Annotated in this window: 29 protein-coding genes; 8 read left to right on the top strand and 21 right to left on the bottom strand. The window is 73.1% G+C overall.

Annotated elements, in window-relative coordinates; all coding sequences use genetic code 11:
• Positions 1–37: 37 nt before the first annotated feature.
• The 5 genes from ASG94_RS12640 to ASG94_RS12620 are packed head-to-tail and all read right to left on the bottom strand — an operon-like array spanning position 38 to position 4,006.
• Positions 38–1,375 carry a dipeptidase gene (locus tag ASG94_RS12640; protein ID WP_056926805.1) on the bottom strand — a complete coding sequence of 446 codons (1,338 nt, stop codon included), beginning with the start codon at positions 1,373–1,375 and terminating at the stop codon, positions 38–40.
• 37 nt (positions 1,376–1,412) lie between these two features.
• The gene (locus tag ASG94_RS12635) at positions 1,413–2,213 is read right to left on the bottom strand and encodes a GNAT family N-acetyltransferase (protein WP_056926804.1); all 801 of its coding nucleotides are present in this window, start codon (positions 2,211–2,213) and stop codon (positions 1,413–1,415) included.
• The gene (locus ASG94_RS12630) at positions 2,214–2,576 is read right to left on the bottom strand and encodes a sterol carrier family protein (RefSeq protein WP_056926803.1); all 363 of its coding nucleotides are present in this window, start codon (positions 2,574–2,576) and stop codon (positions 2,214–2,216) included.
• Positions 2,577–2,599: 23 nt separating this feature from the next.
• Complete coding sequence (locus ASG94_RS12625) at positions 2,600–3,439, bottom strand: alpha/beta hydrolase family protein (RefSeq protein ID WP_056926802.1); 840 nt, start codon at positions 3,437–3,439, stop codon at positions 2,600–2,602.
• Positions 3,440–3,442: 3 nt separating this feature from the next.
• A complete protein-coding gene (locus tag ASG94_RS12620) occupies positions 3,443–4,006 on the bottom strand; it encodes a winged helix-turn-helix domain-containing protein (RefSeq protein WP_056926801.1) in 564 nt (187 codons plus the stop codon).
• Between the two features lie 68 nt (positions 4,007–4,074).
• On the opposite strand from ASG94_RS12620, the gene ASG94_RS12615 reads away from it, so the two are divergent.
• Positions 4,075–5,343, top strand: coding sequence for an MFS transporter (locus tag ASG94_RS12615; protein ID WP_056926800.1), 1,269 nt, complete (start codon positions 4,075–4,077; stop codon positions 5,341–5,343).
• Positions 5,344–5,539: 196 nt separating this feature from the next.
• On the opposite strand, the gene purL is transcribed toward ASG94_RS12615, so the two are convergent.
• The 3 genes from purL to ASG94_RS12600 are packed head-to-tail and all read right to left on the bottom strand — an operon-like array spanning position 5,540 to position 9,304.
• Positions 5,540–7,831, bottom strand: a complete 2,292-nt coding sequence (gene purL / locus ASG94_RS12610) for a phosphoribosylformylglycinamidine synthase subunit PurL (protein WP_056926799.1) — start codon at positions 7,829–7,831, stop codon at positions 5,540–5,542.
• Positions 7,832–7,874: 43 nt separating this feature from the next.
• Positions 7,875–8,981, bottom strand: coding sequence for a hypothetical protein (locus ASG94_RS12605; RefSeq protein ID WP_056926798.1), 1,107 nt, complete (start codon positions 8,979–8,981; stop codon positions 7,875–7,877).
• Entirely contained in the window at positions 8,981–9,304 is a 324-nt protein-coding gene (locus tag ASG94_RS12600; protein WP_156411569.1) for a hypothetical protein, read from the bottom strand. The genes ASG94_RS12605 and ASG94_RS12600 overlap by 1 nt, the downstream gene beginning before the upstream one ends.
• A gap of 162 nt (positions 9,305–9,466) precedes the next feature.
• Between ASG94_RS12600 and ASG94_RS12595 the strand changes: the two genes are divergently transcribed.
• From ASG94_RS12595 to ASG94_RS12585, 3 genes are all read left to right on the top strand, one after another.
• Positions 9,467–10,528, top strand: a complete 1,062-nt coding sequence (locus ASG94_RS12595) for a hypothetical protein (protein WP_156411568.1) — start codon at positions 9,467–9,469, stop codon at positions 10,526–10,528.
• Positions 10,525–10,950, top strand: a complete 426-nt coding sequence (locus ASG94_RS12590) for a hypothetical protein (protein ID WP_056926795.1) — start codon at positions 10,525–10,527, stop codon at positions 10,948–10,950. The genes ASG94_RS12595 and ASG94_RS12590 overlap by 4 nt, the downstream gene beginning before the upstream one ends.
• Before the next feature lie 349 nt (positions 10,951–11,299).
• A complete protein-coding gene (locus tag ASG94_RS12585) occupies positions 11,300–12,715 on the top strand; it encodes a glycoside hydrolase domain-containing protein (protein WP_056926794.1) in 1,416 nt (471 codons plus the stop codon).
• Between the two features lie 171 nt (positions 12,716–12,886).
• On the opposite strand, the gene ASG94_RS12580 is transcribed toward ASG94_RS12585, so the two are convergent.
• The 6 genes from ASG94_RS12580 to ASG94_RS12555 form a co-directional block, all read right to left on the bottom strand.
• Positions 12,887–13,492 (bottom strand): M23 family metallopeptidase, encoded by a 606-nt coding sequence (locus ASG94_RS12580; RefSeq protein ID WP_235537260.1) that lies wholly within the window; start codon positions 13,490–13,492, stop codon positions 12,887–12,889.
• A 46-nt stretch (positions 13,493–13,538) separates the two neighbouring features.
• Positions 13,539–14,000 (bottom strand): DUF3817 domain-containing protein, encoded by a 462-nt coding sequence (locus ASG94_RS12575; RefSeq protein ID WP_235537259.1) that lies wholly within the window; start codon positions 13,998–14,000, stop codon positions 13,539–13,541.
• Positions 13,997–14,665, bottom strand: a complete 669-nt coding sequence (gene purQ / locus ASG94_RS12570; protein WP_056926792.1) for a phosphoribosylformylglycinamidine synthase subunit PurQ — start codon at positions 14,663–14,665, stop codon at positions 13,997–13,999. Before purQ ends, ASG94_RS12575 begins: the two co-directional genes overlap by 4 nt.
• A 52-nt stretch (positions 14,666–14,717) precedes the next feature.
• Positions 14,718–14,993 (bottom strand): phosphoribosylformylglycinamidine synthase subunit PurS, encoded by a 276-nt coding sequence (gene purS, locus ASG94_RS12565; RefSeq protein ID WP_056926791.1) that lies wholly within the window; start codon positions 14,991–14,993, stop codon positions 14,718–14,720.
• A gap of 113 nt (positions 14,994–15,106) precedes the next feature.
• Complete coding sequence (locus ASG94_RS12560) at positions 15,107–15,292, bottom strand: hypothetical protein (protein WP_056926790.1); 186 nt, start codon at positions 15,290–15,292, stop codon at positions 15,107–15,109.
• Positions 15,289–16,845, bottom strand: coding sequence for a long-chain-fatty-acid--CoA ligase (locus ASG94_RS12555; protein ID WP_056926789.1), 1,557 nt, complete (start codon positions 16,843–16,845; stop codon positions 15,289–15,291). Before ASG94_RS12555 ends, ASG94_RS12560 begins: the two co-directional genes overlap by 4 nt.
• A gap of 66 nt (positions 16,846–16,911) precedes the next feature.
• Between ASG94_RS12555 and ASG94_RS12550 the strand changes: the two genes are divergently transcribed.
• Positions 16,912–17,262 carry a hypothetical protein gene (locus ASG94_RS12550; protein ID WP_056926788.1) on the top strand — a complete coding sequence of 117 codons (351 nt, stop codon included), beginning with the start codon at positions 16,912–16,914 and terminating at the stop codon, positions 17,260–17,262.
• A 43-nt stretch (positions 17,263–17,305) separates the two neighbouring features.
• Here ASG94_RS12550 and ASG94_RS21995 read toward each other — a convergent pair whose 3' ends face one another.
• Genes ASG94_RS21995 through ASG94_RS12535 form a run of 3 tightly spaced genes read right to left on the bottom strand, consistent with a single transcriptional unit; the run spans position 17,306 to position 19,215 of the window.
• The gene (locus ASG94_RS21995; protein ID WP_268788616.1) at positions 17,306–17,737 is read right to left on the bottom strand and encodes an SRPBCC family protein; all 432 of its coding nucleotides are present in this window, start codon (positions 17,735–17,737) and stop codon (positions 17,306–17,308) included.
• A complete protein-coding gene (locus ASG94_RS12540; protein WP_056926786.1) occupies positions 17,734–18,654 on the bottom strand; it encodes a phosphoribosylaminoimidazolesuccinocarboxamide synthase in 921 nt (306 codons plus the stop codon). Before ASG94_RS12540 ends, ASG94_RS21995 begins: the two co-directional genes overlap by 4 nt.
• Positions 18,655–18,663: 9 nt before the next feature.
• On the bottom strand, positions 18,664–19,215 hold the full coding sequence (locus ASG94_RS12535; RefSeq protein WP_056926785.1) for an antibiotic biosynthesis monooxygenase: 552 nt from the start codon (positions 19,213–19,215) through the stop codon (positions 18,664–18,666).
• Positions 19,216–19,342: 127 nt separating this feature from the next.
• Between ASG94_RS12535 and ASG94_RS12530 the strand changes: the two genes are divergently transcribed.
• A complete protein-coding gene (locus ASG94_RS12530; RefSeq protein WP_056926784.1) occupies positions 19,343–20,326 on the top strand; it encodes a sulfotransferase family protein in 984 nt (327 codons plus the stop codon).
• Here the strand turns inward: ASG94_RS12530 and ASG94_RS12525 are convergent.
• On the bottom strand, positions 20,310–21,188 hold the full coding sequence (locus ASG94_RS12525) for a hypothetical protein (RefSeq protein ID WP_056926783.1): 879 nt from the start codon (positions 21,186–21,188) through the stop codon (positions 20,310–20,312). The two genes, ASG94_RS12530 and ASG94_RS12525, sit on opposite strands and share 17 nt — an antisense overlap.
• 106 nt (positions 21,189–21,294) lie before the next feature.
• Between ASG94_RS12525 and ASG94_RS12520 the strand changes: the two genes are divergently transcribed.
• Positions 21,295–22,737 carry an MFS transporter gene (locus ASG94_RS12520; RefSeq protein WP_235537258.1) on the top strand — a complete coding sequence of 481 codons (1,443 nt, stop codon included), beginning with the start codon at positions 21,295–21,297 and terminating at the stop codon, positions 22,735–22,737.
• A gap of 40 nt (positions 22,738–22,777) precedes the next feature.
• Here ASG94_RS12520 and ASG94_RS12515 read toward each other — a convergent pair whose 3' ends face one another.
• Positions 22,778–23,050: an acylphosphatase gene (locus ASG94_RS12515; protein WP_056926782.1), complete on the bottom strand. Its 273-nt coding sequence runs from the start codon at positions 23,048–23,050 to the stop codon at positions 22,778–22,780.
• 28 nt (positions 23,051–23,078) lie between these two features.
• Between ASG94_RS12515 and ASG94_RS12510 the strand changes: the two genes are divergently transcribed.
• The gene (locus tag ASG94_RS12510; RefSeq protein ID WP_200958139.1) at positions 23,079–23,450 is read left to right on the top strand and encodes a DUF5655 domain-containing protein; all 372 of its coding nucleotides are present in this window, start codon (positions 23,079–23,081) and stop codon (positions 23,448–23,450) included.
• Positions 23,451–23,513: 63 nt separating this feature from the next.
• Here the strand turns inward: ASG94_RS12510 and purB are convergent, their stop codons facing one another.
• Together purB and purD are read right to left on the bottom strand one after the other, a co-directional pair.
• Complete coding sequence (gene purB, locus ASG94_RS12505; RefSeq protein ID WP_056926781.1) at positions 23,514–24,947, bottom strand: adenylosuccinate lyase; 1,434 nt, start codon at positions 24,945–24,947, stop codon at positions 23,514–23,516.
• Positions 24,947–26,221, bottom strand: coding sequence for a phosphoribosylamine--glycine ligase (gene purD / locus ASG94_RS12500; RefSeq protein WP_056926780.1), 1,275 nt, complete (start codon positions 26,219–26,221; stop codon positions 24,947–24,949). The genes purB and purD overlap by 1 nt, the downstream gene beginning before the upstream one ends.

Here is a 26,221-nt window from a genome sequence, read left to right as displayed (position 1 = left end):
ACTATGACAGCAGCACTGTCACTTTCCAAGGACGAGATCAGGCCCCGAGGTTGCGCAGCAGGAACGCCTCGGCGAGCACGACCTTCTCGAACTCGGCGAGGTGCAGGCCCTCGTTGGCCCCGTGGGCGCGGGTGTCCGGGTCCTCGACGCCGGTGACCAGCACGCTGGCCTGCGGGAACGCCTCGAGGAACTCGGCGATGAACGGGATCGAGCCGCCGACACCCATGTCGACGGGCGCCGTGCCGTCCCAGGCTTCGGCGAACGCGTTGCGGGCGGCGTCGTACGCCGGGCCGGTGGCGTCGATCTGGGTGGCCTCGCCGGTGTCGACGACGGTGGTCTGCAGCGTGGCGCCCCAGGGGACGTGCTTCTCGAGGTGGCGCTGGAGGCACTCGACCGCGTTCGCGGTCGTGTCGCCGGGGGCGATGCGCATGCTGATGCGGCAGCGGGCGGCGGGGACCAGGGTGTTGGAGGCGCCCTCGACCTTGGGGGCGTCGAGTCCGGTGATGCTGATCGACGGCTTGGTCCAGAGCCGCTCGACGACACTGCCCTCGCCGATCCACTCGATGCCGGGCGCGGCGCCGGACTCGGCGCGGAGCCGGTCCTCGGGGTACTCCACGTCGGCGGCCGGACCGGCGAACAGCCCCTCGACGGCCACGTTGCCGGCGTCGTCGTTGAGGCTGGCGATGAGGCGGCTGAGGGCCATGATCGAGTCGGGGACGAGGCCGCCCCACATGCCGGAGTGGACGGCGTGGGTCAGGGTGCGAACCTCGACGTCCATGCGGACGAGGCCGCGCAGGCTGGTGGTGAGGGCGGGCTCGCCGATGTCCCAGTTGCCGGAGTCGGCGATCACGATGACGTCCGCCTCGAGGCGGGACTTGTAGGTGTTGAGCAGCTCGACGAGGGTGTCGGAGCCGACCTCCTCCTCGCCCTCGATGAACATCACCAGGTTGACCGGGAGCTCGTCGCCGAAGATACGGACCGCGCCGAGGTGGGCGGCGATGCCGGCCTTGTCGTCGGCGGCGCCGCGTCCGTAGAGACGGTCCCCTCGCTCGGTGGGCTCCCACGGCGGGGAGTCCCAGTCGGCGTGGTCGTTCTCGGGCTGGACGTCGTGGTGGGCGTAGAGCAGCACCGTGGGCGCCCCCTCGGGACCGGCCTTCTTGGCGATCACGGCGGGCGGGGCGCCGTCGTACGCCCGGACGATCTCGGCCTCGAAGCCCTCGGCGGCGAAGAGGTCCCGCGTGGCCTCGGCGCTGCGCTCGACCTCGCCGGCGCGGGCAGGGTCGGCGCTGACGGACTGGATGCGGACCAGGTCCTCGAGGTCCTGGCGGATGCCGGGGAGCACCTCGGCGAGTCGGGCGCGGATGTCGATCGTCATGCCTCGCACCCTAGTGGGACGCACCGCGGTGCGGGGATCAGGCCCAGGAGCCCGGCCGCCGCTCCAGGGTGTTGTGCCGCTCGACGTCGGTGAAGCCGAGGCTGCGGTAGATCCGGATGGCGTCACCGTCGGTGTCGGCGGCGATCACCAGCACCTCGATGCCGTACGTCGCCAGCGCGTGCTCGCCGGCCGCGTGCACCACCGCGGCGGCCAGGCCCTGGCGCCGGTGGTCGGGGTGGGTCTCGACACTCTGGTAGCGCGCGATGCCCGCGTGGGTGACGAAGACCGCCGCGGTGCTGACCAGCTCGTCGCCCACGAACGCGCCGTACCGACGCCCGAGCCCGCGGGCGACGAGACCCCGCTCCTGGTCGTTCTTGCGGCGCGCGTAGGTCATGAACGTCGCCTCGTCGGTCTGCGACCACAGGTGGTGGCTGAGCCGCGCCCGCCCCTCCCAGTCGTCGTCGCTCTCGAGATGGCGGACCACGACGCCCTCGGGCACCGGTCGCGGCGTAACCAGGGTGCCGGTGGTCAGCACGGTCCCGCTGTCGACCTCCATGCCGGCCGCCACGAAGGGCTGCAGCGCCTCGGTGAGGTCCTTGGTGCCGTCGACGCCGATGGACACGTGCTCGGCGAGCGGGAACTCGGTGTGGAACGCGCCGATCACCTCGCGCTCGCCGCCGAGGAACGGCAGCTCGCGCAGCAGCAGGAAGTTGCCCCAGAAGTAGGTCGGGTTGGCGGGCGTGCGAATGACGAGGTGGGTGCCGCGGTCCTCGATCTCGCTGCCGGTCATCTCCAGCAGGCGCAGGTCGGTGCGGAAGCCGAGGGAGCGGATGTCCATTCAGTCCTCGATCGTGGTCGTGGTGAGGGGGAGGTACGGCGTGAGGTCGGTGCGCTCGCCGCTGGCGACGACCCGCCCGCTGGCGACCGCCTCGTGCCAGGCGAGTTCGCCCCGGGCGACGGCGATCCAGGTCTGCGGGTCGGTCTCGACCACGGCCGGCGGCGTTCCGCGGGTGTGCCGGACGCCGGGGATGACCTGGGCGGCGGCGACGGGCGGCACGCGCACCTCGACGGAGTTGCCGGGGGCGCGCTCGGCGAGCACGGCGAGGAAGTGCTTGACGAGCAGGCGGTCGTCGGCGGGCGAGCGCGAGGCGAGGGCCGCCGCCACGTCGGCGGGGGCGGCGACGCGGAGACGGGCAGGCACACCGGGAGGCTATCCCCCGCGGGTCAGGCGATCTCGTCCAGCACGGCCACGATGTCGGCCCAGGCCGGCGCCTCGACGTCGATCACCCCGAAGTGGCCGCCCTCGACCTCGACCAGCTCGGCCTCCGCCCCCGCACGCAAGGCGGCCGCGACGTAGTCCTCGGACTGGCTGATCGGCACGACCGGGTCGTCAGCGGCGTGCACCAGCCAGGCGGGCACGTCGAGGGGGACGTGGCGCATCGGGTCGGCCAGCTCGTAGTCGGGGCTGTCCGGCGCACTGCCCATCAGCGCCTCGACGGCGCCGCCGCCGAGCTGCTGGTCGTAGGCCGCAGAGAGGTCGACGACGCCGGCCTGCGAGACCACGTGGGTGACCGGCACCCGGGTCGGCCAGGGCTCGAACCGCTCCCGCGCTGCCGCCCAGGTGGCGAGGTGCCCGCCGGCGGAGTGGCCGAGGGTGACGAGGATCGAGGTGTCGACGTCCGTGCCCGCGAGGGACTCGATGGCGTCGTGCACGTCGTCGAAGGTCTCGGGGAAGCCGCCGCCGTTGCCGACGCGGCGGTACTCCACGTTGAGGGTCGTCCACCCCTGTCGCGTGAGGTCGGCAGCCAGCGGCTCGCCCAGCGACGCGTCGTACTCCGCCTTCCAGAAGCCGCCGTGGATGATCACGACGACTCCGCGGCTGTCGGCCCCGGGACGGTGCAGGTCCGCCCACTGGGAGGGGTCGTCCCCGTAGGTGAGGCGCTCGGTCATCGGCTGCTCCTGGGAGTCGGTGGGGCTGGGACGGTCGGGACGGCCGCAGGCGACCGCGAGCGGCACGAGGGCGGTGCCGGCGAGCAACGCCCGCCGGCTGGGGCGAGGGGGCACCGCTCAGGCCTCGGGGTAGGGCTGGACCAGCTGGAACACGAGATAGGTGCGCCGGTCGGGGTCACGCCCGCGGGTGCGCTCGGCCCAGGTATCGACGAGGTCGTCGATCTCCTGGCGGAGCTGGTGGGCCTCCTCGTCGGTGAGCTTGAGGGCGTGGTCGGAGGCGGTGAACACCCCGCTCCCCTTCGGGTGGTCGGTGGCGAAGGCGCGGTCGACGACGTGGTGGCCCCAGGCCTGCTTGTTGTCACGGAAGACCCGGACCGCGGCCCTCCCGCCCGGCGCTCCCTCGAGCTCGGTCAGGTTGACCGCCATCGCCGAGCGCGACGAGGCCCGCCAGACGCGGTCGCGCTTGTCGCGGCCCTCCTCGGGGGCCTCCTCCACGAGGCCGTACTTCGCGAGCTGGCGCAGGTGGAAGCTCGCCTGGTTGGCCGGGATCCCCAGCTCGCGGGCCACGTCGGCGGCACGGACCGGGCCCGACGCCTCGATCTCGTCGAGGATGCGCGTCCGGGCGGGGTGGGCGAGCGCACGCAGCACCCGCGGGTCGTTGACGCGCTGCGGCTCTGCCATGCGGACACCCTATCCGATTTGCGCACGCACTATTGCGCAACTGTTATTGCGCACCTTATGGTGCGGATATGACCAGCTACCGCCAGCTCGCGCGCAACCACGACTTCACCGCCCTCTGGGTCGGCCAGACGCTCAGCGAGCTCGGCAGCCGGGTGAGCATGTTCGTCTTCCCGCTGCTCGCCTACGCGCTCACCGGGTCGGCGCTCCTCGCGGCCGCGGCGGAGGCACTGCACCTGCTCGGCCTCGTCGGGATGCTGCTGCCGGCCGGGGTCCTGGCCGACCGTGTCCACCGGCTGAGGCTCATGCGGGCGGCCAGCGGCGCCGGCGTGCTGCTCTACGCCTCGCTGGTCGCCGCCGGCGTGGCGGACGCGCTCACCGTCCCGCACCTGCTGGTCGTCGCATTCCTGACGGGCGCGTGCGCCGGGCTCTTCGCCCCGGCCGAGATGTCGGCCGTGCGCGCCGTCGTACCGGACGAGGACCTGCCCACCGCGCTCTCCCAGCAGCAGGCCCGCCAGCACGTCGCCGGCCTCGTCGGCGGGCCGCTGGGGGCGGCGCTGTACGCCGTGACGCGGTGGGTGCCGTTCTGCTTCGACGCCCTGACGTACGCCGCCAGCTGGCTGCTGCTCGGTCGGATCCGCGCCGACCTCTCCGCGCCGGCGCGCTCGGGCCCCGCGAAGCGGCCGGTGCAGGAGCTCAAGGAGGGCATCCGCTTCCTGCTCTCCGAGCCGCTCCTGAGGACCCTGCTGTGCTGGTCGCCCCTGGCCAACCTGACCGTCAACGCGGTCTTCTTCGTGGCCGTGCTGCGGCTCATCGAGTCCGGCGTCGACCCACTGGCGCTCGGCCTCGTCGAGACGGCCGCGGGCGTGTTCGGGATCCTGGGCGCACTGGTCGCGCCGTGGCTCATCGACCGCTTCGCGACCGGTCGCCTGACCGTGCTGGTGGCGTGGAGCTTCGTGCCCCTGATGGTGCCGCTGGTCTTCTGGAACCACCCGGCGGTCGTCGCGCTCGCCCTGTCGGTGGGGATCTTCCTCAACCCGGCCGGCAACGCGGGGATCGGCGCCTACCGGGTGGCCGTCACGCCGCGCGAGCTCCTCGGGCGCTCGCAGGCGACGATGAGCTTCGTGTCGATGTCGGTGATGCCGCTGGCCCCCGTGCTCGCCGGGGTGCTGCTCTCTTCGCTCGGGGGCGGCGGGGCCGTCGCAGCGCTGGTCGGGGCCGGCGCGCTGGCGGCCCTGGTGCCGACGCTGAGCCGCAGCGTCCGCTCGGTGCCCCGCCCCGCCGTGTGGCAGGCGGAGCTCGCCGCGCGCGAGCCCGCTCCGGTCGTCCCGGCCGCCTGAGGGCCCGCGCCCTCGTTGACCGCGGGCTGTCGACGCGGGGCCTCGGGCGTCGGCGGCCGTTGGGGAACCAGATCGGCCGGGATCACGGCACCAGGGCCGGTCTCGTTCCCCAAACGGTCACGTGGGGAACCGGATCGGCCCTGAGCGGGCCTCCGAAGCCGGTCTCGTTCCCCATGCGGTCACGGGGGGGGCGGAGTCAGGCCAGCGCGGCCGGCAGCGTGGCGCTCCAGGCGGCACGGAGCTCGGCGACCGGCACCTCGAAGTGCCCCTCGACCGAGAGCGTGTCGCCGCCGGTCTGCCCGAGGGGCGTGAGGGGTACGCCGTGGCGCTCGGCGAGGGCGACGAGGCGGTCGGCGTTGTCGGTGGTCACCGTCACGATGGCGCGTGCAGCGGACTCGGCGAAGAGGGCGACGAACCCGTCCCCGCCGGCCACGTCGGCCACCGAGACCGAGACCCCGACCCCGTTGCGGAAGGAGGCCTCCGCCAGGGCCTGCGCCAGTCCACCGTCGGACAGGTCATGGGCACTGGTGACAACTTCATCGCGCGACGCGTCGGCGAGCAGCGCACCGAGGGCCTGCTCGGCCGCGAGGTCGACCCGCGGCGGCAGTCCGCCGAGGTGCCCGTGGACGACGTGCGCCCACTCCGAGCCGGAGAGCTCCTCGCGGGTCTCGCCCAGGAGGAAGACGCGCTCGCCCGCGGCCTGGAAGTGGGACGGCGTCCGCTTGGTGACGTCGTCGATCACGCCGAGCACCGCCACCACCGGGGTGGGCAGGATCGCGGTCTCGCCGGTCTGGTTGTAGAGGCTGACGTTGCCGCCGGTGACCGGGATGCCGAGCTCGAGGCAGCCGTCCTTGAGCCCGCGACAGGCCTCGGCGAACTGCCACATCACGTCGGGGTCCTCCGGCGAGCCGAAGTTGAGGCAGTCCGAGATCGCCAGCGGCCGGGCGCCACCGGTGGCCACGTTGCGGTAGGACTCGGCCAGCGCGAGCTGGGCGCCGGTGTACGGGTCGAGCTTGGCGAAGCGGCCGTTGCAGTCGGTGGCGACCGAGACACCGAGGTTGGTCTCGTCGTCGACGCGCACCATGCCGCTGTCGGCGGGCTGGGCGAGGACGGTGTTGCCGCGCACGTAGCGGTCGTACTGGTCGGTGATCCACGACTTGTCGCACAGGTTGGGGCTGGCGACCAGGCGCAGCAGGGTCTCGCGGAGCTCGCCGCCCGACCCGGGACGGGCCAGCGCCTCGGCCCGGTCGGCCTGCAAGGCGTCCTGCCACGTGGGCCGGGCGAAGGGACGCTCGTAGGTCGGTCCGTCGTGGGCGACCGAGCGCGGCGGTACGTCGACGACGCGCTCGCCGTGCCAGTCGATCTGGAGGCGACCGGTGTCGGTGACCTCGCCGACCACGACGGCCTCGACGTCCCACTTGGCGCAGATCGCCATGAACGCGTTGACGTCGCCGGGCTCGACGACGGCCATCATCCGCTCCTGCGACTCGCTCATGAGGATCTCCTCGGGAGCGAGCGTGGAGTCGCGCAGCGGCACCCGGTCGAGCTCGACCTGCATGCCGCCGTCGCCGGCGGAGGCGAGCTCGGAGGTGGCGCAGGAGAGCCCGGCGCCGCCGAGGTCCTGGATGCCGGCGACGAGGCCGGCGGCGAAGATCTCCAGGGTGCACTCGATGAGCAGCTTCTCCATGAACGGGTCGCCGACCTGGACGCTGGGGCGCTTGGCCGGGCCGTCCGCGTCGAAGGTCTCGGACGCGAGCACCGAGACGCCGCCGATGCCGTCGCCGCCGGTGCGGGCGCCGTACAGGATGACCTGGTTGCCGACGCCGGACGCCTTGGCCAGGTGCAGGTCCTCGTGCCGAAGCACGCCCACGCAGAGCGCATTGACGAGCGGGTTGCCGAGGTAGCTGCTGTCGAAGACCGCCTCGCCGCCGATGTTGGGCAGCCCGAGGCAGTTGCCGTAGCCGCCGACGCCGGCCACGATCCCGGGCAGCACCCGGTGGGTGTCGGGGGCGTCGAGCGGACCGAAGCGCAACGGGTCCATCACGGCGACCGGGCGCGCACCCATGGCCAGGATGTCGCGCACGATGCCGCCGACGCCGGTCGCGGCGCCCTGGTAGGGCTCGACGTACGACGGGTGGTTGTGCGACTCGACCTTGAACGTCACGGCGTAGCCCTGGCCGATGTCGAGGACGCCGGCGTTCTCGCCGATGCCCGCCAGCATCTTGCCGACGGGGGTCGTCTGGGGGATCTCGGAGAACTGCTTGAGGTGCACCTTGGAGGACTTGTAGGAGCAGTGCTCGCTCCACATCACCGAGTACATCGCCAGCTCGCTGCTCGTGGGTCGGCGGCCGAGGATCTCGCGGATCCTGGCGTACTCGTCGGACTTCAGTCCGAGGTCGGCCCACGGCTGCTCGCGCCCGGGGTCGCCGGACGCGACGGCGACGGTGTCGAGGGTGCTGGTGCGGGGGGCCTGCTGGGTCTCGGGCACGGACGCCAATCTACCGGCCCGCCGCCACCGACTGGGCCGTCGGTCAGTCGGTGGCGTCCTCCGGGCCCTCGCCCCCGGTGTCCCGGGTCCTGCGCTGCTCGGCGCGGCGCGCGGCCCGGGCGGCCTGCCTCTCCTGCACGACGAGCTTCTTGGCCGCCTTGGCCTCGGACTTCTCCCGGAGCAGGCGGGCGTCGCGCTCGGCGTCGGTCTCGGTCGGCGTGGTGGAGCGCGACCCGGCGGCACCCGGTCGGACGGCCCCTGCTCGGGTCGGGGTCCCGCCGCGGGTGCCACCGCGGGCGGCCCCCTGGCCGCCGCGGCCGGTCGTCATCCCCGGTGACATCGCCGGGTGGGCCGGCTCGACGCGACCGTCGCGGCGACGGCGCAGCCCCAGGCCCGCCGCGAGCCCGCCCGCGAGCATGCCGTCGACGCCCGAGGTGCCCGTGGAGAGGCCCGACAGCGTGGGCGCGGTGAAGGAGGTGGGGACGAGCCCGGGTGCGTACGCCGTACCGTAGTCGAGGCCACCGGACACGTTGGTGACGGAGCCGTCGCCCGTTCCCTGGCGGACGTCCTGGGCGGTCATTGCGCGGACCAGCTCGGCGATGGCCGCGATGCCGCCGCGGGCGCTGCTGCCCGTGGAGCCGGCGATGGCCGCGTCGGCGGCCCGCTGCAGCTCGACGTGCGCGGCCCGGAGCCGACCGGAGAGGCCCTCGATGGAGGCGTCGAGCTCGGACCGGATGGCCTGGGCGGTCCGGGTCGCCCGCTGGACCTGGCCGCGCTGGTCGTCGGAGTCCTCGTGGAAGACCAGCACTCCCTCGGTGCCGAGCGTGGCGTGCGGGACGGCCGCGACGACCGACCACTCGCGGTCCAACCGGCGCTGCGAGCTCGACAGCGTGCCGGCGACGTCGGCCAGCACGCGGCTGATCTCCCGGGCTGCCTCCGCCACCGTGTCGAGGCCGCCGACCACCTGCCTGCGGTGTCCGTCGTACACGTCTGCGGAGCCGGACTCCCAGCCGTGGTCGCGCACTCTGCGCGAGGCGCGGACCAGGTCGTCGGCGGCGGACGTCATGACGTCGGCCAGCTCCAGCCACGCGGCGGACGCGACGGCGAGGGGGGCGGTGTCGCAGCGCAGCTGCCACGGGTTGGCGGGCATCAGGACCTCCCCCGACCGTGCCCACCCGGGACGCGGAGCAGCTGGGCGGACGACTCGTCGGCCGTCGTGACGTCCTCGGCCGCCTCGACCAGGGCGTCGGCACCGAGCTGGAGGGCGGCGACGAGGGCCGCCAGCGCCGAGCCGGCCGCGGTGGTCGCCTGGTCGTACGCCGCGGAGAGCTGTGCGGCCGAGGTCTGGTCGCCCCACGCCGGGCTCGGGACCGCGCGACCCCGGGCTGCGGCCGACCACCGCTCGCGCAGGTCGGCCGCGGTCTCCTCGGACTGACGGGCAAGGCCCACCAGCTCTGCGGGATCAACCTTCATGCGAGGTCCTCGGTACGACGACGATGACCCGGGTGCACTACCCCGCTCCCCCCACGTCAAACCTGGCGCACCCGGGCGGCGGGTTTGAGGAGCCGCCCACGAGGGAACGCGGTGCTCACCCACCACGACGCCGCGGCACGCACCAGGACACCGGGAGGCCCCATGACCACCGCAATGACCGTCGACCTGTCCCAGCTCGACGGGTGGGCCGAGATGGTGGACCGCGCCGGGCGCGACCTCGAGGCCATCGGCGCCAACGCCTCCCGCCACCTGGTGCACGCGGACTTCGGCCCGATCCTGGCGCTGATGACCGGCTCCTTCAACGCCCTCACCTCGCAGGTCAACCAGACCCTCACCCAGGACGGCTCCGGCGTGCGCGAGCACGCCCGGGCACTGCAGGTGGCCTCGCGCGACTTCGCCGACACCGAGGACTCGGTGGTCGCACTGCACCAGGGTCGTGGCGTGGACGGTCGCGACGGCGTACGCGGCTTCTCCGACGTGGTGGACACCACCGTGCCGGCCGCCAGGCCCACCGAGGGTGAGCTGCCGCATGTCTCGTTCGGCTTTCCCTACGACACCGTCTGCGACCTGGTGCGGATGCTGACCGGCTTCGACGTCCGGGCCGAGCTCGCCGAGCAGGTCGGGGGCGACGTCGTCGGCGCCTCGACCCAGGGCTCCGCCTGCTCCGGCCTCGGTACGGCGATCCGCGGCGTCACGGCCAACCTGGAGGCCGGCAGCCGCACGGTCGCCAGGTCCTGGACCGGTTCGGCGGCCGACGCCGCGCTCGCCTCCATCGGCACGTGGACATCGGCACTCGACGCCCAGGCCGGGCGCCTGGTGCAGGTCGGCCAGAACCTCGTGACCGTGTGCCGCAACGCGTGGGAGACCGCCACGTCGGTCGTCGAGTGCATCACCTCGGCAGTTCGGACGGTGTCCTCGGCACTGGCGACGATGAGCATCCCTGGCGTGGGCTGGGCCCGGGTCGTCCAGGCCGTCTACCAGGCGTTCCAGGCCCTGATGAAGGCGTTCACCGTCCTCAAGAAGTTCTTTGCGATCCTCGAGTCGGTCACCGACTACATCGAGCAGGTCAAGGGCGTCTTCGACAAGGACGCGCTCCCGTCGGCCGACGCCGGGTCCGTGTCCGTCTCCCGCACCGCGCCCACCGCGATGCGCCTGCCGCAGACCCCGGTGGTCGGCTCGACCGCGCGGACGGTGGGATCGTGATCGAGGGGCACGCCGCCCCCGCGGAGCCCGCCGGACCGACCGATGCGCAGGAGGCCAGGCTCCTCGAGCGCATCGCGGCCGCGCACGCCGACTTCGAGTCCAGTCGCGCCGACCTCCAGGAGAGCCTCGACGCCCTGCGCGCGCAGCCGCTGCTCACCGACGAGGAGCGCAGGGCGCTGGAGGACCAGGCGTCCTCGGGCGCCCTCGGCAAGGAGATGCAGACACTGGCCGAGAAGGTGCGCGACGGTGAGGACACCTGGGAGGCAGTCTTCGAGGGGCGCTCACCGCACGCGCACCTGATGCAGTCGCACCTCACGGCCCTCGTCGAGGAGCACGGCGAGGACATCGCGCTGGCCTGGGAGGACCTCGTCGACGCGGAGCTCGAGAAGGGCAACGACCTCGACGCCTGGCGCGACGTCTGACGAGCGGGCACTTCCTGGCCGCTGCTGGGCGCCGAGCGGGCACTTCCTGACCGCTGCTGGGCGCCGAGCGGGCACTTCCTGACCGTTCACCGGCCAGGAAGTGCCCGGTCGACAGGTCTCACACGCCAGGAAGTGCCCGGTCGGCGGGTCTCACCCGTCAGGAAGTGCCCGGTCGGCGGGTCTCACCCGTCAGGAAGTGCCCGGTCGGCGGGTCTCACACGCCAGGAAGTGCCCGGTCGAACTACTGCGTTGTAGTTCGCGCGAACCCCTGTGACGGGTGTGACAGGTGTGATTACAGTGGCCTGCCGTCGCCCCGGAGACGGCCCGTCACCGAGTCGTGGGAGTCCCCGTGCGCCGCCGTACCAGCCAGCTCGTCACCGCCGCCCTGAGCACCGCCGTCGTCCTCGTCGGCACGCTGGTCGCCGCCCCGGCACCCGCCGTGTCCGACCCGGCCGCCCCGAACGCCCGGCTCGCCAAGGCGGCCCAGATCGCCGCCGCGACGCCCGGCGACTTCACCGGCCACGGCTTCGACCAGTGCGTCGCGCCGACGCAGGCCGCGATGGACGCGTGGATCACGCACTCGCCGTTCCGCGCCGTGGGGATCTACATCTCCGGCGACTCCCGGGCCTGCCGCACCCAGCCCAACCTCTCCCCCACCTGGGTGGCGACGCAGGTGGCCCGCGGCTGGCGGCTCCTGCCGATCGCGCTGGGCCCGCAGGCCTCCTGCCTCGACCGCTTCCCCCGCTACAACGACGACTTCAAGATCGACCCCAGGTCCGCGGGGGGCTATGCCGCGGCCCGCGCCCAGGGCGTGGTCGAGGCCGACAAGAACGCGGCGGACGCCGCGGCGCTGGGCATCGGCGCCGGCAGCACCCTGTGGTACGACCTCGAGGCCTTCGACCTCACCAACACGAGCTGCCGCGAGTCGGCCCTGGCGTTCACCAGCGCCTGGGTGACCCGGATCAAGGAGCTCGGCTACGTCGCCGGGTTCTACTCCAGCGCGAGCTCGGGCATCAAGATGCTCGACGACGCCCGTCTCAAGCGCCCCGGCCAGTTCGCCCTGCCGGACCGCATCTGGATCGCCCGCTGGGACGGAGTCGCGAACACCTCGACCAGCTACATCGGCGAGGACGGCTGGCGACCCGGCGGCCGGATGAAGCAGTACCGCGGCGGGCACAACGAGACCTGGGGCGGCGTCACCATCAACATCGACAGCAACTACCTCGAGCTCAGCGGGACCGGCACCCCGCCGGCCGCCCCTGCCCCCGCACCCGCGCCCGCGCCGGCACCGGCACCGGCTCCCGAGACCCACTGCGGCGGCACCCGCGTCGACTTCCCGGCGTACTACACGCTGAAGCCGCGCGCAGCCAGCCGCGCCCGCACCCTCGCCCTGCAGTGCCTGCTCAAGGAGAAGAAGCGGTACGTCGGAAAGCTGGACGGCGTCTACGACCGCGCGACCCGGCGCGCAGCCGGCGCGTGGATGAAGTCGCGCGGCTTCACGCCCACGCGCACCTGGCGGCGCAAGAACTGGGTCGCGCTCCTCGCCGGCCAGGATCGGCCGGTGCTGGCCGTCGGCGCCACCGGTCCCGCCGTATCGCGGGTCCAGCGGGCACTGACCGCGGCCCGGCAGCGGGTCGCGGTGACCGGGACCTTCGACGAGGCCACCCGGACCGCGCTGCTCGCCTACCAGGCGCGGGTCAAGGTCACGGCCACGGGCACGACGGACGCACCCACGTGGCAGAAGCTGGCGAAGGGTCGCTTCTGAGGCACGGGCGGGCAGCGGACCGCTCACCGAGCCGGCCTGTCGGCGTCGCGAACGCGTTCACGTACGGCGTCCGGGGAACCAGACCGGCCTGACGGCGTCTGCCACGGCCGATCTCGTTCCCCACTGGGGCAAAAGGAGCCGGGACGGTCCGCCAGGGCAGCGCGCCGCAGGTCAGGGGAGCTCGACGATGTGGCCGTTGCGGGGCAGCGCCCCGTCGAAGGCCACGGGCAGCCCCGTGGCCGTGGCGACGTCCATCCCGTCGAAGGCCTGCACGTGCAGGTGCGGCTCGGTGCTGTTGCCCGAGTTGCCGCACCCGCCCAGGAGCGCGCCGACGTCGACGTGCTGACCGGGCGTGACCGCGACGGTGCCCCGTCGCAGGTGGCACAGGGCCACCAGCACGCCGGGCGCCACCTCGATCACGACGTGGTTGCCGGCCAGGCCCGCCCACCCGCCGCGGAGCCGGCGGCGCTGGGTGACGGCGTAGGCCACGGACGGGAGGCCCCGTTGGGCGTCGTGGTCCTCCTCGCCGTCATGGGCGGCCAGGACGGTCCCGGGCGCCGGCGCGAGGACCGGGCGCCCGAAGCCGGTGAACCGCTGCGGCGGCTCAGGGACGAGCAGCGACGCGAGCCGCAGCGGGGCCGAGCGACCCCGCGCGTCGACCGGCACGAAGTCGATCGAGTACGTCGTGGCGAACAGGTGGGTGCGGTGGCTGGGCACCCGGTCGGCGGGGCTGTTCTGCACGAGCCACCGCCCGGTGAACGGGTAGGTGAGCTGCACGGCTGCCCCGTCCCGCACGACCGCGCTCCGTCGGTGGACGCGCGGGTCAGGCCGGCGGGCCGACGAGCAGGGCCAGGCCGGTGAGCGCCAGCACGGCCACCACCCCGATGCCGACCGCCCGGCGCTGGTGCTCGAGCAACCACGACACGGCGCGCTGCGCGGCGGAGGGGCTGTCGGGCCGCGAGAGCCAGGCGTCGCCGAGCAGCCCGCGCCGGTCGGCGTACCGCTCGAAGGGCAGCGTCGCGAACGGCGGGACCGCGGCGGCGAGCCCCATCACGAGCCGGCCGACCGACCAGCGCTGGTCGACCGCCACGAGCACGGTGGCCAGGCCGTAGGCGATGAACACGACGCCGTGGACCATGCCGAAGACCTGGACGCCCAGCTCGGTCGTCTCGGTGACGTACTTGAGGAACATCCCGGTCAGCAGCAGCGCCCAGGTGATCGCCTCGGCGGTCGCGAGCGTGCGGAACAGGCGGCGCGGGGACACGCCGCTCGTCGGGGCGGTCATGCGAAGGTCGCCGCGGCGAGCGAGGTGAAGAAGCCCAGTCCGTCGGTGCCAGGACCGCAGAGGTCCTCGACGGCGTGCTCGGGGTGGGGCATCAGGCCGACCACGTTGCCGCGCTCGTTGGTGATGCCGGCGATGTCACGCAGCGAGCCGTTGGGGTTGCCGTCGAGGTAGCGCGCCACGACACGGCCCTCGCCCTCGAGTCGGTCGAGGGTCGCCTCGTCGGCGACGAAGCCACCCTCGCCGTTCTTGAGCACGATGGTGACCTCCGCGTTCTCGTCGTACGCCGAGGTCCACGCGGTCCGGTTGTTCTCGATGCGCAGGCGCTGGTCGCGGCACACGAACGTGCGGTGGTCGTTGCGGATCAGCGCGCCGGGGAGCAGGTGCGACTCGCACAGGATCTGGAAGCCGTTGCAGATGCCGAGCACCGGCATCCCCTTGCCGGCGGCCTCGACGACCTCGGTCATCACCGGCGCGAAGCGGGAGATGGCCCCGCAGCGCAGGTAGTCGCCGTACGAGAAGCCGCCGGGCAGCACCACGGCGTCGACGCCGCGCAGGTCGTGGTCGCCGTGCCACAGCGCCACCGCCTCGTGGCCGCCGAAGCGCACCGCGCGCTGCGCGTCGACGTCGTCGAGCGAGCCCGGGAAGGTGACGACGCCGATTCTCATGCGGGGTCCCCGCGGAAGTGCGAGCGCAGCGAGCAGTTTCGTGGGGTGTTCCTCATGCCTTGTGCTTCCCGCCCGCGGCGTCGTCGCCCTCGACGTGGACCTCGAAGTCCTCGATCACCGGGTTGGACAGCAGCGTCTCGGCCATCTGGATGACCTCGGCGAGCGAGGCCTCGGAGGCCTCGCCCTCGATCTCGAGCTCGAAGCGCTTGCCCTGGCGGACCTCGGTGACGCCGGCGAACCCGAGCCGCGGCAGGGCGCCGAGGACGGCCTTGCCCTGCGGGTCGAGGATCTCGGGCTTGGGCATGACATCGACCACGTAACGGGCCACGGGACGCTCCTGGGACGGCGGCGGGGTGCGCCCCGATCCTATCGGCGTGCCACCGGGGCGGCACATCGCGTCCGGGACGGACGCCCCCAGGTGCGGCGTCCGGGACGGACGCGTCAGGTACGCCGCAGCGAGACGAGGAGCAGCGCGACGCCGAGGCCGGCGATGATCGGCCCCGCGATCGCCCAGAAGGAGGAGCCCGTCATGGCCGAGCCGCCGACGTACCCGAGCCCCTGGAGGGTGAAGAGGGTCCCGAAGACCACCATCACCACGCCCAGGGGGATGCCGACCGCGCGCCTCACTTCAGCTCGCGCTTGAGGATCTTGCCGGTGGCGGTCATCGGGAGCGCGTCGACGAGCTCGACGATGCGCGGGTACTTGTAGCCCGCCATCTGCTCCTTGCCCCACTCGACGAGCTCGTCCGAGGTGACGTCGACGCCCTTCTCGGGGATGACCACGGCCTTGATCTCCTCGCCGTGGCTCTCGTGCGGGACGCCGATCACCGCGGCGAGGCTGACCGCGGGGTGCGTCATCAGCACCTCCTCGACCTCGCGCGGGTACACGTTGTAGCCGCCGCGGATGATCATGTCCTTGGAGCGGTCGACGATGTAGTAGTAGCCGTCCTCGTCCTTGCGGGCCAGGTCGCCGGAGCGGAACCAGCCGTCGTGGATCGCGTCGGCGGTGGCGTCGGGGCGGTCGTAGTAGCCCTTCATGATGTTGGGGCCCTTGATGGCGATCTCGCCCACGTCGCCCTCGGCGTCGTCCCAGCTGCCCGGCTCGGGGTTGATCAGCTTCATCTCGACGCCGGGGATCGGGATGCCGATCGACCCCACGCGGACCTCCTGGCCGTACGGCGAGAAGCTGGCGACCGGGGACGTCTCGGACAGGCCGTAGCCCTCGAGGATGGTCACGCCGAACTTCTTCTCGAAGTCCTTGTGCACCTCGACCGGCAGGGCCGAGCCGCCGGCGGCGGCGACCCGCAGGTCGGCGGCCAGGGCCTGGACGTCGACCCCGGAGTCGGGCAGCGCGCCGAGGAGCCCCCAGTACATCGTCGGGACGCCGGCGAAGAACGTGACCTTCTCCTTGGCCATCGTCTTGAGCGCCGCGTCGGCGTCGAAGCGCGGCAGCATCACCACGGTGCCGCCGTAGGCGAAGCCGCCGTTCTGGATGACGGTCTGGCCGAAGGAGTGGAAGAGCGGCAGCACGCACAGGTAGGTGTCCGGGCGGGCGGCGTCGGCGCCGAAGAGGTCCTTGCCGGCGATCGCGTTGGAGTGCATGTTGCGGTGCCGCAGCTCGGCGCCCTTGGGCTGGCCGGTGGTGCCGGAGGTGTAGAGGATGACGGCGGTGTCGTCGTCGTCCACGGCCACGGTGTCGAACGCCGGCGACTGGCCGGCCAGCGCCTGGCCCAGCGTCTCCGTGCCCTCGATCGGCGAGGCCGCCGTCGGGTCGACGGTGATCATGACGAAGTGCTCGCAGCCCTCGGTGGCCTCGAAGCCCTCGAACCCCGCCTGCCCGATCGGCAGCTCGTCGGTGCCCTGGAAGCAGAAGTAGGCCTTCGCGTCCGAGTCGGCGAGGTGGTAGGCCACCTCGCGGCCCTTCAGCAGCACGTTGAGCGGCACCACGGTCGCCCCCGCCTTGAGGATCCCGTAGTAGACGATCGGGAAGTAGGGCAGGTTGGGGCAGCTCAGTGCGACCTTGTCGCCGGGGCGGATGCCGCGAGAGACGAGCAGGTTGGCCACCTGGTTGGCCGCGCCGTTGACCTGCGCGTAGGTCAGCCGGGTGTCGCCCAGGACGACGGCCTCCCGGTCGGCGTACTGGGCGGCGGAGTCTTCGAGCAGCGAGGAGAGGTTCGGCATGGCGCCAACCTACTCAGCGGTCGTGACGCCCGTCACCCGGTCGTCTCGCCGGCGTTAGCATCCGCCATGGACTTCCTGGCCAGCACCGCGATCGTCCTCGTCGGCGCGTGCGTGCTCGTCGTCTTCGCCCTGGTCGGTTTCTTCGGGGCGCTGGCGAGCTCGCCGGCCTGGCGCTGGGGCGTCCTGCTGGTCGGGGTGGGGCTGCTGGTCCTGGCCTGGGTGCTGGCGTCGGGGCGCGGCGACGGGCAGCCGGCCGTGGTGTACGGCGGTCGGCGCGGGGGCAGCGACGAGCTCGCCGACACCGACGGGGCGATCGGCGGCCTGTGGCTGCGCTCGATGCTGGCCCACGCCGGCGCCGGGGTGGTGTGCGCCTGGCTGCTGGTGACGCTGATCAACCTGCGCAACCGGTCGCGCTGACCCGTGGGCCGTCGGGCCGGGCTACCGGACTGGGCCGGGCAGGTCAGGAGTCCCGCTCGGCCAGGATCCGCCCGGCCTTGCGGACGTCGGCGGCGACAGCCAGCCCGGCCAGCCGTCCGGCGACGGCAGCGGGCACGACGTAGACGCCGCGACCACCGACGTCGCCCCTGATCTCGACGCGGCAACCACGCGGCGTACGGGCGAAGCCGAGGGTCAGCGTCGCGGACACGCCGCGCCACGAGCCGCGCTCGGCCCACACGAGCGGCGGGTCCATCTCGATGATCTCCATCTGCGGACGCACGCCGACCGAGGTCGTCTCCTGCCAGCGCTGCCCGAGGTGCGGCTCCTCGTCGACCGGCACGGTGACCGACCGCAGCGAGGACTGCCACTGCGGCCGGTTGCGCGGGTCGGACAGGTAGGCGTAGGCGACCTCCACGGGCACGGGGAGGTCGACGGACGCCGTGAAGGCAGTCAGAACGTCTCCCCCGTCAGCCGCTCGTAGGCCTCGACGTAGCGCGCGCGGGTGCGCTCGACGACCTCGGGCGGCAGCGGCGGCGGGGCGTCGCCGGACGTGCGGTCCCAGCCGGACTCCGGCGAGGTGAGCCAGTCGCGGACGATCTGCTTGTCGTACGACGGCTGGGCGCGGCCGGGCTGCCACTGGTCGGCGGGCCAGAAGCGCGAGGAGTCGGGGGTGAGCACCTCGTCGGCCAGCACCGTGGTGCCACGTCGTCCTGAGTCTGTCGAAGGGTCGGGACGCGCACCGAACTCGACCTTGGTGTCGGCCAGGATGATGCCGCGGGTGCGGGCCAGCGCGTGCGCCCGGCCGTAGACCTCCATGGTGAGCATCCGCAGCTCCGCGGCCTCGTCGTCCCCGACCGCCTCGACGACCGCCTCGTAGTCGACGTTCTCGTCGTGGTCGCCGACCGCGGCCTTGGTGGCCGGCGTGAAGATCGGCTCCGGGAGCCGGGAGCCGTCCTGGAGGCCGGCGGGCAGCTTGATCCCGCACACGTGGCCGGTGTGGCGGTAGTCGAGGAGACCGGTGCCGGTGAGGTAGCCGCGGGCCACGCACTCGACGGGGTACATGTCGAGGGCCTCGCAGATCACGGCCCGCCCGCGGACGGCGTCGGGGACGTCGGTGGACACCACGTGGTGGGCGACGAGGCCCTTGAGCTGGTCGAACCACCACAGCGACATCCGGGTCAGGATCTCGCCCTTGTCGGGGATGGTCGTGTCGAGGACGAAGTCGAAGGCCGAGATGCGGTCGCTGGCCACCATGAGCAGGCGACCGACGTGCTCACCGGACTCGATGCGGTAGAGGTCACGCACCTTGCCCGAGTGCAGGTGGGTGGCGCCGTCGAGCGCCGGGGCGTCGGGAATGTTGTGGTCGGCCACGAGGCGACCCTAGCGGTGCAGCCACCACGACATCTTGCGGGTGATCCACGGCAGCAGCACGTAGGTCATCAGCGGCGTCATCACCAGCACGGTGAGCAGCACGCGCAGCGGCAGCGGCCACTCGATGACCGGGGTGTGCCCGAGCACCCAGTTGGCGGCCAGGCTGAGCGGGAAGAACACCAGGAAGATCGTGCACGCCTGCTTCCACCGCGGCGGGGCCACCGGTGCCGGCGACAGCGACTCGACCGCGGCGGGCTCGTCGAACCAGCCCTCGATGCCCGTACGACGCTCGGTGCGGGTCGACTCGATCCGTCCCTGCGCCGCCTCCAGCCACCACGCGCGCTGCGGGCTTGCCTCCCACCGGGCGAGGGAGTCGGCGTCGGCGAAGCGGTAGAGCATGTGCCACTCGGGCGAGTCCTGGGAGGGCCGCACCCAGCCGGAGCCGAGGAAGCCGTCGAAGTTCTCGGCCAGCGACGTGCCGGCCTGCACCCAGGCGCGCATCTCCGTCTCCTGGGACGGGTCGATGTGCCGGGTGACCGAGACGGTGACGGGAGCGGACATGGCAGCCATTGTCGGGGCCCGCGACGCGTCGTACCGAACCGGCGGCGACGGGATCTGCGACACAGTGGCGATCCATTAACTACTGATTTAGTGTATTTACAACACCATTTATCTCCCGGGAGTGACCATGACCCGCACCCCTCGGCCCGACTTCCTGGTCATCGGCGCGCCCAAGGCGGGCACCACCGCGCTGCACGCCGCGCTGGCCCAGCACCCGGACGTGTTCGTGTCGTCGCCCAAGGAGCCCAAGTACTGGCTCTGCGACGGGGCGCCCCCGCCGGCCTGGCGCGGTCCCGGCGACAAGCACTCGCAGCAGGAGTGGATCTGGCGCGACGACCGCTACTTCCCGCTCTTCGCGCCGGCCCGCGACGACCAGGTCCGCGGTGAGAGCACGCCCTTCTACCTGTGGAGCCGCGGCGCGCACCGGCGCATCGCCGAGCGGCTGCCCGACGTGCGCCTGGTCGCCGTGGTCCGCGACCCCATCGACCGCGCCTACAGCAACTGGATGCACCTGTGGTCCGACGGCCTCGAGCCCGAGGCCGACTTCGAGACCGCCTTCGCCGCCCAGGACGAGCGGGTGCGCGCGGGGTGGGCGCCGTTCTGGCGCTACCGCGACCTCGGCCGCTACGGCGAGCAGCTCGACCACCTCTACTCCTACGTCGCCCCGGAGCGGGTGCTGGTGCTGCGCTACCGCGACCTCGTCGACGACCCCCGCTCCGCGGTCGACCGGGTCAGCCGGTTCCTGGGCATCCGCGAGGGGATGGTCGAGGAGATCCCCCGCGACAACGCGCGCAGCTTCGTGGCGCCCGGGTGGCGTCCACGGGTGGTCGGGCCGGTCGTGCGCGGCGGCGCACGGCTCGGGCAGTTCGCTCCCCCGCAGGTGTGGCGGCGCCTGCACCCGCCGATGATCTCGCTGCTGAGCGACCGACGGGAGGCGCACCGACCGCGCCTCCACACCGCCCAGCGGAGTCGGCTGCAGGAGGCGTTCGCCGCCGACATCGAGCTGCTGGCCTCGCTGACCGGTCAGGACTTCAGCGACTGGCTCTCGGGCGACAGCCGCGGCTCCTACAGCGAGCGGGCCACCGTGACATCCATCAGCGCACGCAGGTGACCAGGTCGTGCGCCCCGTCGGGGCGCGCAGCCTCGACGTAGTAGCGGGTGCGGCCGTCGGGGAGCGGCACGGCGGTCGCGTAGCGGAAGGCCCCGTCGGAGTACGGCGAGGCGATCGGCGGCTGGCCGGTGCGGGTCAGCGCACCCCCGTCCCAGTGCGCCACCCCGGTGGTCTCGAACCAGTTGGACTCGGCGTCCGGGCGCCCGTCGTAGAGCACCGTCCCGTCGGGGAGCACCGCGCTCACCCGGGCGCCGCGTGCGTCCCACTCCCCCGGGCGTCCGGCGAGCACCTCGCCCCGGTCCTCCCAGTCCAGGCCGTCGCGGCTGGTGAGGCGCCGGGTCGTCATCCGGTCCTCCTGGCCGGGGTCGTCGAGCGGGTGGCAGCACAGCCACATCTCGTAGCCGTCGTCACCGACGGTCACCACCGGGTCCTTGACGCCGGTGTCGCGGTCGCCCTCGTGGACCCGCCGCCGGACCCCGGTCGGGAGGCCCTCGACGGTGTCGGCGGTCAGGCTGTCGACCCACCAGTGCTTCGAGCCCGGGGTCGCGCAGGACAGGTAGAGCCGCCAACCGCCCTCGCGCAGCGGCACCAGCACCGGGCGCTCGAAGGACTCGGCCCCGAACGCCTCGCGCGACACCTCGACGACCGGCTCGAAGCTCGTTCCGTCGGCGGAGCGGGCCACGACCACTGAGACGCCACGACCGTCGGTGAGCGGGCGTCGTACCCGCCAGGTCAGCCAGGTCACGCCGTCGACCAGGACGGCGCTCGCGGCACCGGCCCAGTTACCCGGACCGTCGCCGGGGGCGGGCACCACGACCTCCACGTCGTCGTACGTGGGCGGGACCGAGGTGGTGGTGGTCATGCCCCCACGATAGTCGACAAGATCACTCGACTTGCCTTGCCGCGACCGGGACCGCTTCGGACGGCTTCGGACGGTCCAGTTCACGGCGGGTGAGAAGGTGGCGAGCGTGACCCAGCGCGAGGAGGACGCGGCCGTCGAGGCCGAGCCGCAGGAGTACGTCCCCGACCCCCGGCGGTGGCGCATCCTGGCGGTCTCCCTGCTGGTCGGCTTCATGTCGCTGCTCGACGTCACCATCGTCAACGTCGCGGTGCCCTCGATCCGCGCGGGCCTCGAGGCGTCGACCGGCGCGATCCAGTGGGTGGTGTCCGGCTACGCGCTGGCCTTCGGCATGACGCTGGTCGCCGGCGGTCGGCTCGGGGACGCGCACGGGCGTCGCCGGATGATGACCATCGGGCTGATCGGCTTCGTCGTCTCCAGCGCGGCGGTGGGGCTCGCGCCCAACGCCGCGGCCATCGTCGTGGCCCGGCTGGTCCAGGGCGCGAGCGCCGGGCTGCTGACCCCGCAGAACTCCGGACTGATCCAGCAGCTGTTCCGCGGCGACGAGCGCGGTCGCGCCTTCGGGATGTTCGGGTTCACCGTCGCGGTCGCCTCGGCCGCCGGGCCGCTCATCGGCGGCCTGCTCATCGGCGCGCTCGGCGAGGAGAACGGCTGGCGCGCGCTCTTCCTGGTCAACGTCCCCATCGGCCTGGTCGCGCTGGTGCTCATCCTGCGGCTCGTCCCGGACAACCCCGGCGGGCGCGACGCGGCCAAGGACACCCGCATCGACATCCCCGGTGCCCTGCTCCTCGGCCTCGCGGTGGTCTCGGTGCTCTACCCGCTCATCAGCGTCGAGGGCGGCGCCCGGTGGCCGCTGCTGATCGTGCTCGCCTTCCCGCCGCTGGCGTGGGCGTTCCTGCGCTGGGAGCAGCGCACCGTCGCTCGCGGCCACCCGCCCCTGCTCGACGTCTCCCTGCTCCGCAGCCTCCCCGGCTACGCCAACGGACTGCTCGTCGGCACGCTGTACTTCACCGGCTTCACCGGGATCTTCCTGGTGCTGTCGGTGCACCTGCAGGAGGGCGTCGGCTTCTCCCCGCTCCAGGCGGCGCTGCTGATGACGCCCTTCGCCGTCGGTGCGGCCACCACGTCACCGCTCGCCGGACGGCTGGTCGGCCGGCTGGGACGTCGGGTCACCCTGATCGCCCTGTCGGTGATGATGAGCGGTACGGCGCTCGCGGCGTGGCTGGTCACCTCGCCCGCGGACACGCTGTGGTGGACGCTGGCCCCGGCGATGTTCCTCGCCGGCGTCGGTGGCGGCGGGGTCATCTCCCCCAACTTCACCCTCACCCTGGCCGAGGTGCCGCCGCAGATGGGCGGGGCCGCCGGCGGGGCACTGCAGACCGGCCAGCGGATCGGGTCGGCGCTCGGCGCCGCGCTGCTGATGACGGTCTACCAGGCCTCGCAGTCCTTCACCTCGGTCGAGCTCGCGGCCCGCTGGGCGCTCGTCGCGGCGCTGGCCGTGCTCGCGATCGCGCTCGCGGCCGCCGTACGGTCCTGGCGCCTGGGCGACTGAGCGCCCTCTCCTTGGTGCGTAGGGCGGGCGCGGGGCGACCTCAGTAGCGGATCCGGAAGTCCCGGTCGTCCGCCACGGCGGCCTCGCGGACCGCGACGCTGCGGACCCTCGAGCCGGTCGGGCCGCGGCGGCACCAGGCGACCAGCGCGTCGACCGCGTCGGCGTCGCCCTCGAGGTGGGCGGCCACCGACCCGTCCGGCTCGTTGCGCACCCAGCCGGTCACACCGAGCCGCTCGGCCTCCTGCTGGGTGGCGGCACGGAAGGCCACGCCCTGGACGCGGCCGGTGACGTGGAGGTCGACTGCGGTGGTCACCGGTCCATCATGGCGCGAGACTGTCGAGGTGACCCACGAGGGCAGGTCGGCGGCCAGCCTGTTCGACGGCTTCCCGGTGGCGCTCGCGATCCACGACCGGGTCGCCGCGATCGTCGACGAGCTCGGTGACGTGGAGTCCCGGGTCACGCGCAGCCAGGTCGCCTTCCGGCACGGTCGCGGCTTCGCGTACGTCTGGCGGCCCGGGCAGTACGTCCGCTCCGACGTCCCCGCCGTGCTGTCGATCGCCCTCCCGCGCGAGGTCGCGTCCCCGCGCGTCAAGGAGGTGGTGCACCCCTCCCCGCAGGTCTGGATGCACCACCTCGAGCTGGTCGACGTCAGCGAGGTCGACGACGAGGTGCGCGGGTGGCTGCGGGAGGCGTGGCAGCACGCCGCCAGATGAGCGCCGGAGTGTGGGCGGTCGTCGTCGACAGTTGACTGCGACCGCACACGGTCCGGCTCAGGGTCAGAGGATCGCGCCGGGCGTGTACGCCGCCGCCTCGGGGTGCGCGGCGGCCAACGCCTCGACCCGGGCGACCACGGCGCGGGTCTGCGCGACCGCGGCGCCGGTGAACTCGATCGGCTCGGCCACGAGCGCGTCGATCTCCTCGCGGGACAGGTCGAGGCGCGGGTCGGCGGCGAGCCGGTCGAAGACGTCGTTGTCGACCTGGCCGCGGCGCATGTCGAGGGCCACCCCCACGGCGGCCTCCTTGATCGCCTCGTGGCCGGTCTCGCGGCCGACGCCCTTGCGGACCGCGGCCATCAGCACCTTGGTGGTGGCCAGGAACGGCAGGTAGCGGTCGAGCTCGCGCTGGATGACCGCCGGGAACGCGCCGAACTCGTCGAGCACGGTGAGGAACGTCTGGAAGAGCCCGTCGACGGCGAAGAACGCGTCGGGCAGCGCCACGCGGCGTACGACGGAGCAGGAGACGTCGCCCTCGTTCCACTGGTCGCCGGCGAGCTCGCCCACCATCGACAGGTAGCCGCGCGTGATGACGGCGAGACCGTTGACCCGCTCGCAGGAGCGGGTGTTCATCTTGTGCGGCATCGCCGACGAGCCGACCTGGCCCTCCTTGAAGCCCTCGGTCACCAGCTCGATGCCCGCCATCAGCCGGATCGTGGTGGCGAGGTTGGAGGGCGCGGCGGTGAGCTGCACCAGCGCCGAGAGCACGTCGAAGTCGAGCGAGCGGGGGTAGACCTGGCCGACGCTGGTGAGCACGTGGTCGAAGCCGAGGTGGGCGGCGACCCGGGTCTCGAGCTCGTCGAGGCGGGCCGCGTCGCCGCCGAGCAGGTCGAGCATGTCCTGCGAGGTGCCCATCGGGCCCTTGATGCCGCGCAGCGGGTAGCGCGCGAGGAGCTCCTCGACGCGCTGGACCGAGATCAGCAGCTCGTCGGCGACGGTGGCGAAGCGCTTGCCCAGGGTGGTCGCCTGCGCGGCCACGTTGTGCGAGCGGCCGGCCATCACGGTGGCCTCGTGCTCCGCCGCGAGGCGGGCGAGGCGGGTCAGGGTGGCGACGGCGCGGTCGCGGAGCAGCGCGAGGGACTGCTTGACCTGGAGCTGCTCGACGTTCTCGGTGAGGTCGCGGCTCGTCATGCCCTTGTGGATGTGCTCGTGGCCGGCCAGCGCCGCGAACTCCTCGATGCGTGCCTTCACGTCGTGGCGGGTGACCCGCTCGCGGGCGGCGATGGAGGCGAGGTCGACCTGGTCGACGACCTTCTCGTAGGCCTCGATGACGCCGTCGGGGACGTCGACCCCGAGGTCGCGCTGGGCGGTGAGGACGGCGATCCACAGCTGCCGCTCCAGCACGATCTTGTGCTCGGGGCTCCAGATCGCGGCGAGGTCGGCCCCGGCGTAGCGGGTGGCCAGCACGTTGGGGACGGAGACGTTCGGGACGGTCATCAGGACTCCTGTGTGAGCGAGGCGCCCTCGACGACACCCAGCGGTTCGGCAGCGATGTCCCGGCGCCACTGGGCACCGGGGAACGAGATGGTGTTGATGCCCTCGTAGGCCTTGGCCCGGGCGTCGGCGACGTCGGCACCGGTGGCGGTGACGGCGAGCACCCGACCGCCGGCCGTGACCAGCTCTCCTGCCTCGTTGCGGGCGGTGCCGGCATGGATCACGTCCACGTCCGTCTCCACGGCGAGCGTCTCGGTGCCGATGATGACGTCGCCCTTCGAGGACGACTGCGGGTAGCCCGCGCTGGCCATCACGACGGTCACCGAGGCGCCGTCGGCGAACGTCGGGGCGGGTACGGCGCCGAGGTCGCCGTCGGCGGCCGCCTTGAGGAGGTCGCCGAGCGGGGAGGTCATCAGCGCGAGGACCGGCTGGGTGTCCGGGTCACCGAAGCGGCAGTTGAACTCGATCACCCGCGGGCCGTCGGCGGTGAGCGCGAGACCGACGTACAGGGTGCCGACGAAGGGGGCGCCGCGGCGCGCCATCTCGTCGAGGGTGGGCTGCACGACGGTGGCGAGCACCTGCTCGGCGAGGTCGGCCGGCGCCCACGGCAGTGGCGAGTAGGCGCCCATGCCGCCGGTGTTGGGGCCGCGCCCGCCGTCGAAGATGCGCTTGAAGTCCTGCGCAGGCTGCAGCGCCCGCGCCGTGGTGCCGTCGCAGACGGCGAAGATCGAGACCTCGGGGCCGTCGAGGAACTCCTCCACCACCACCCGGTCGCAGGCGGCCGCGTGGGCCAGTGCCTCGGCACGGTCGGTGGTCACCACGACACCCTTGCCCGCAGCGAGGGCGTCGTCCTTCACGACGTACGGCGCACCCAGCGCGTCGAGCGCGGCCTCGGCCTCGTCGGGTGTGGTGCACACGAGGGACCGTGCCGTCGGCACGCCGGCCGCGGCCATCACGTCCTTGCTGAACGCCTTCGACCCCTCGACCTGCGCGGCCGCGCGGGAGGGTCCGTAGACGGAGATGCCCGCCGCCCGTACCGGGTCGGCGACACCAGCCACCAGCGGCGCCTCGGGGCCGACGATCACCAGGTCGACGCCCAGGCGGGTGGCCAGCGCGGCGACCGCCTCACCGTCCAGCGGGTCGACGTCGTGGAGGGTGGCGACCGCGGCGATGCCCGGGTTGCCGGGCGCGGCGTGCACCTCGGCGTCGGGCTCGCGGGCCAGGGAGCGGGCCAGCGCGTGCTCGCGACCGCCGGTGCCGAGGACGAGGGACTTCAC

The sequence above is a fragment of the Nocardioides sp. Soil805 genome, assembly GCF_001429625.1.
Lineage (GTDB): Bacteria > Actinomycetota > Actinomycetes > Propionibacteriales > Nocardioidaceae > Nocardioides.
This window is presented reverse-complemented; position numbering and strand designations above follow the sequence as displayed.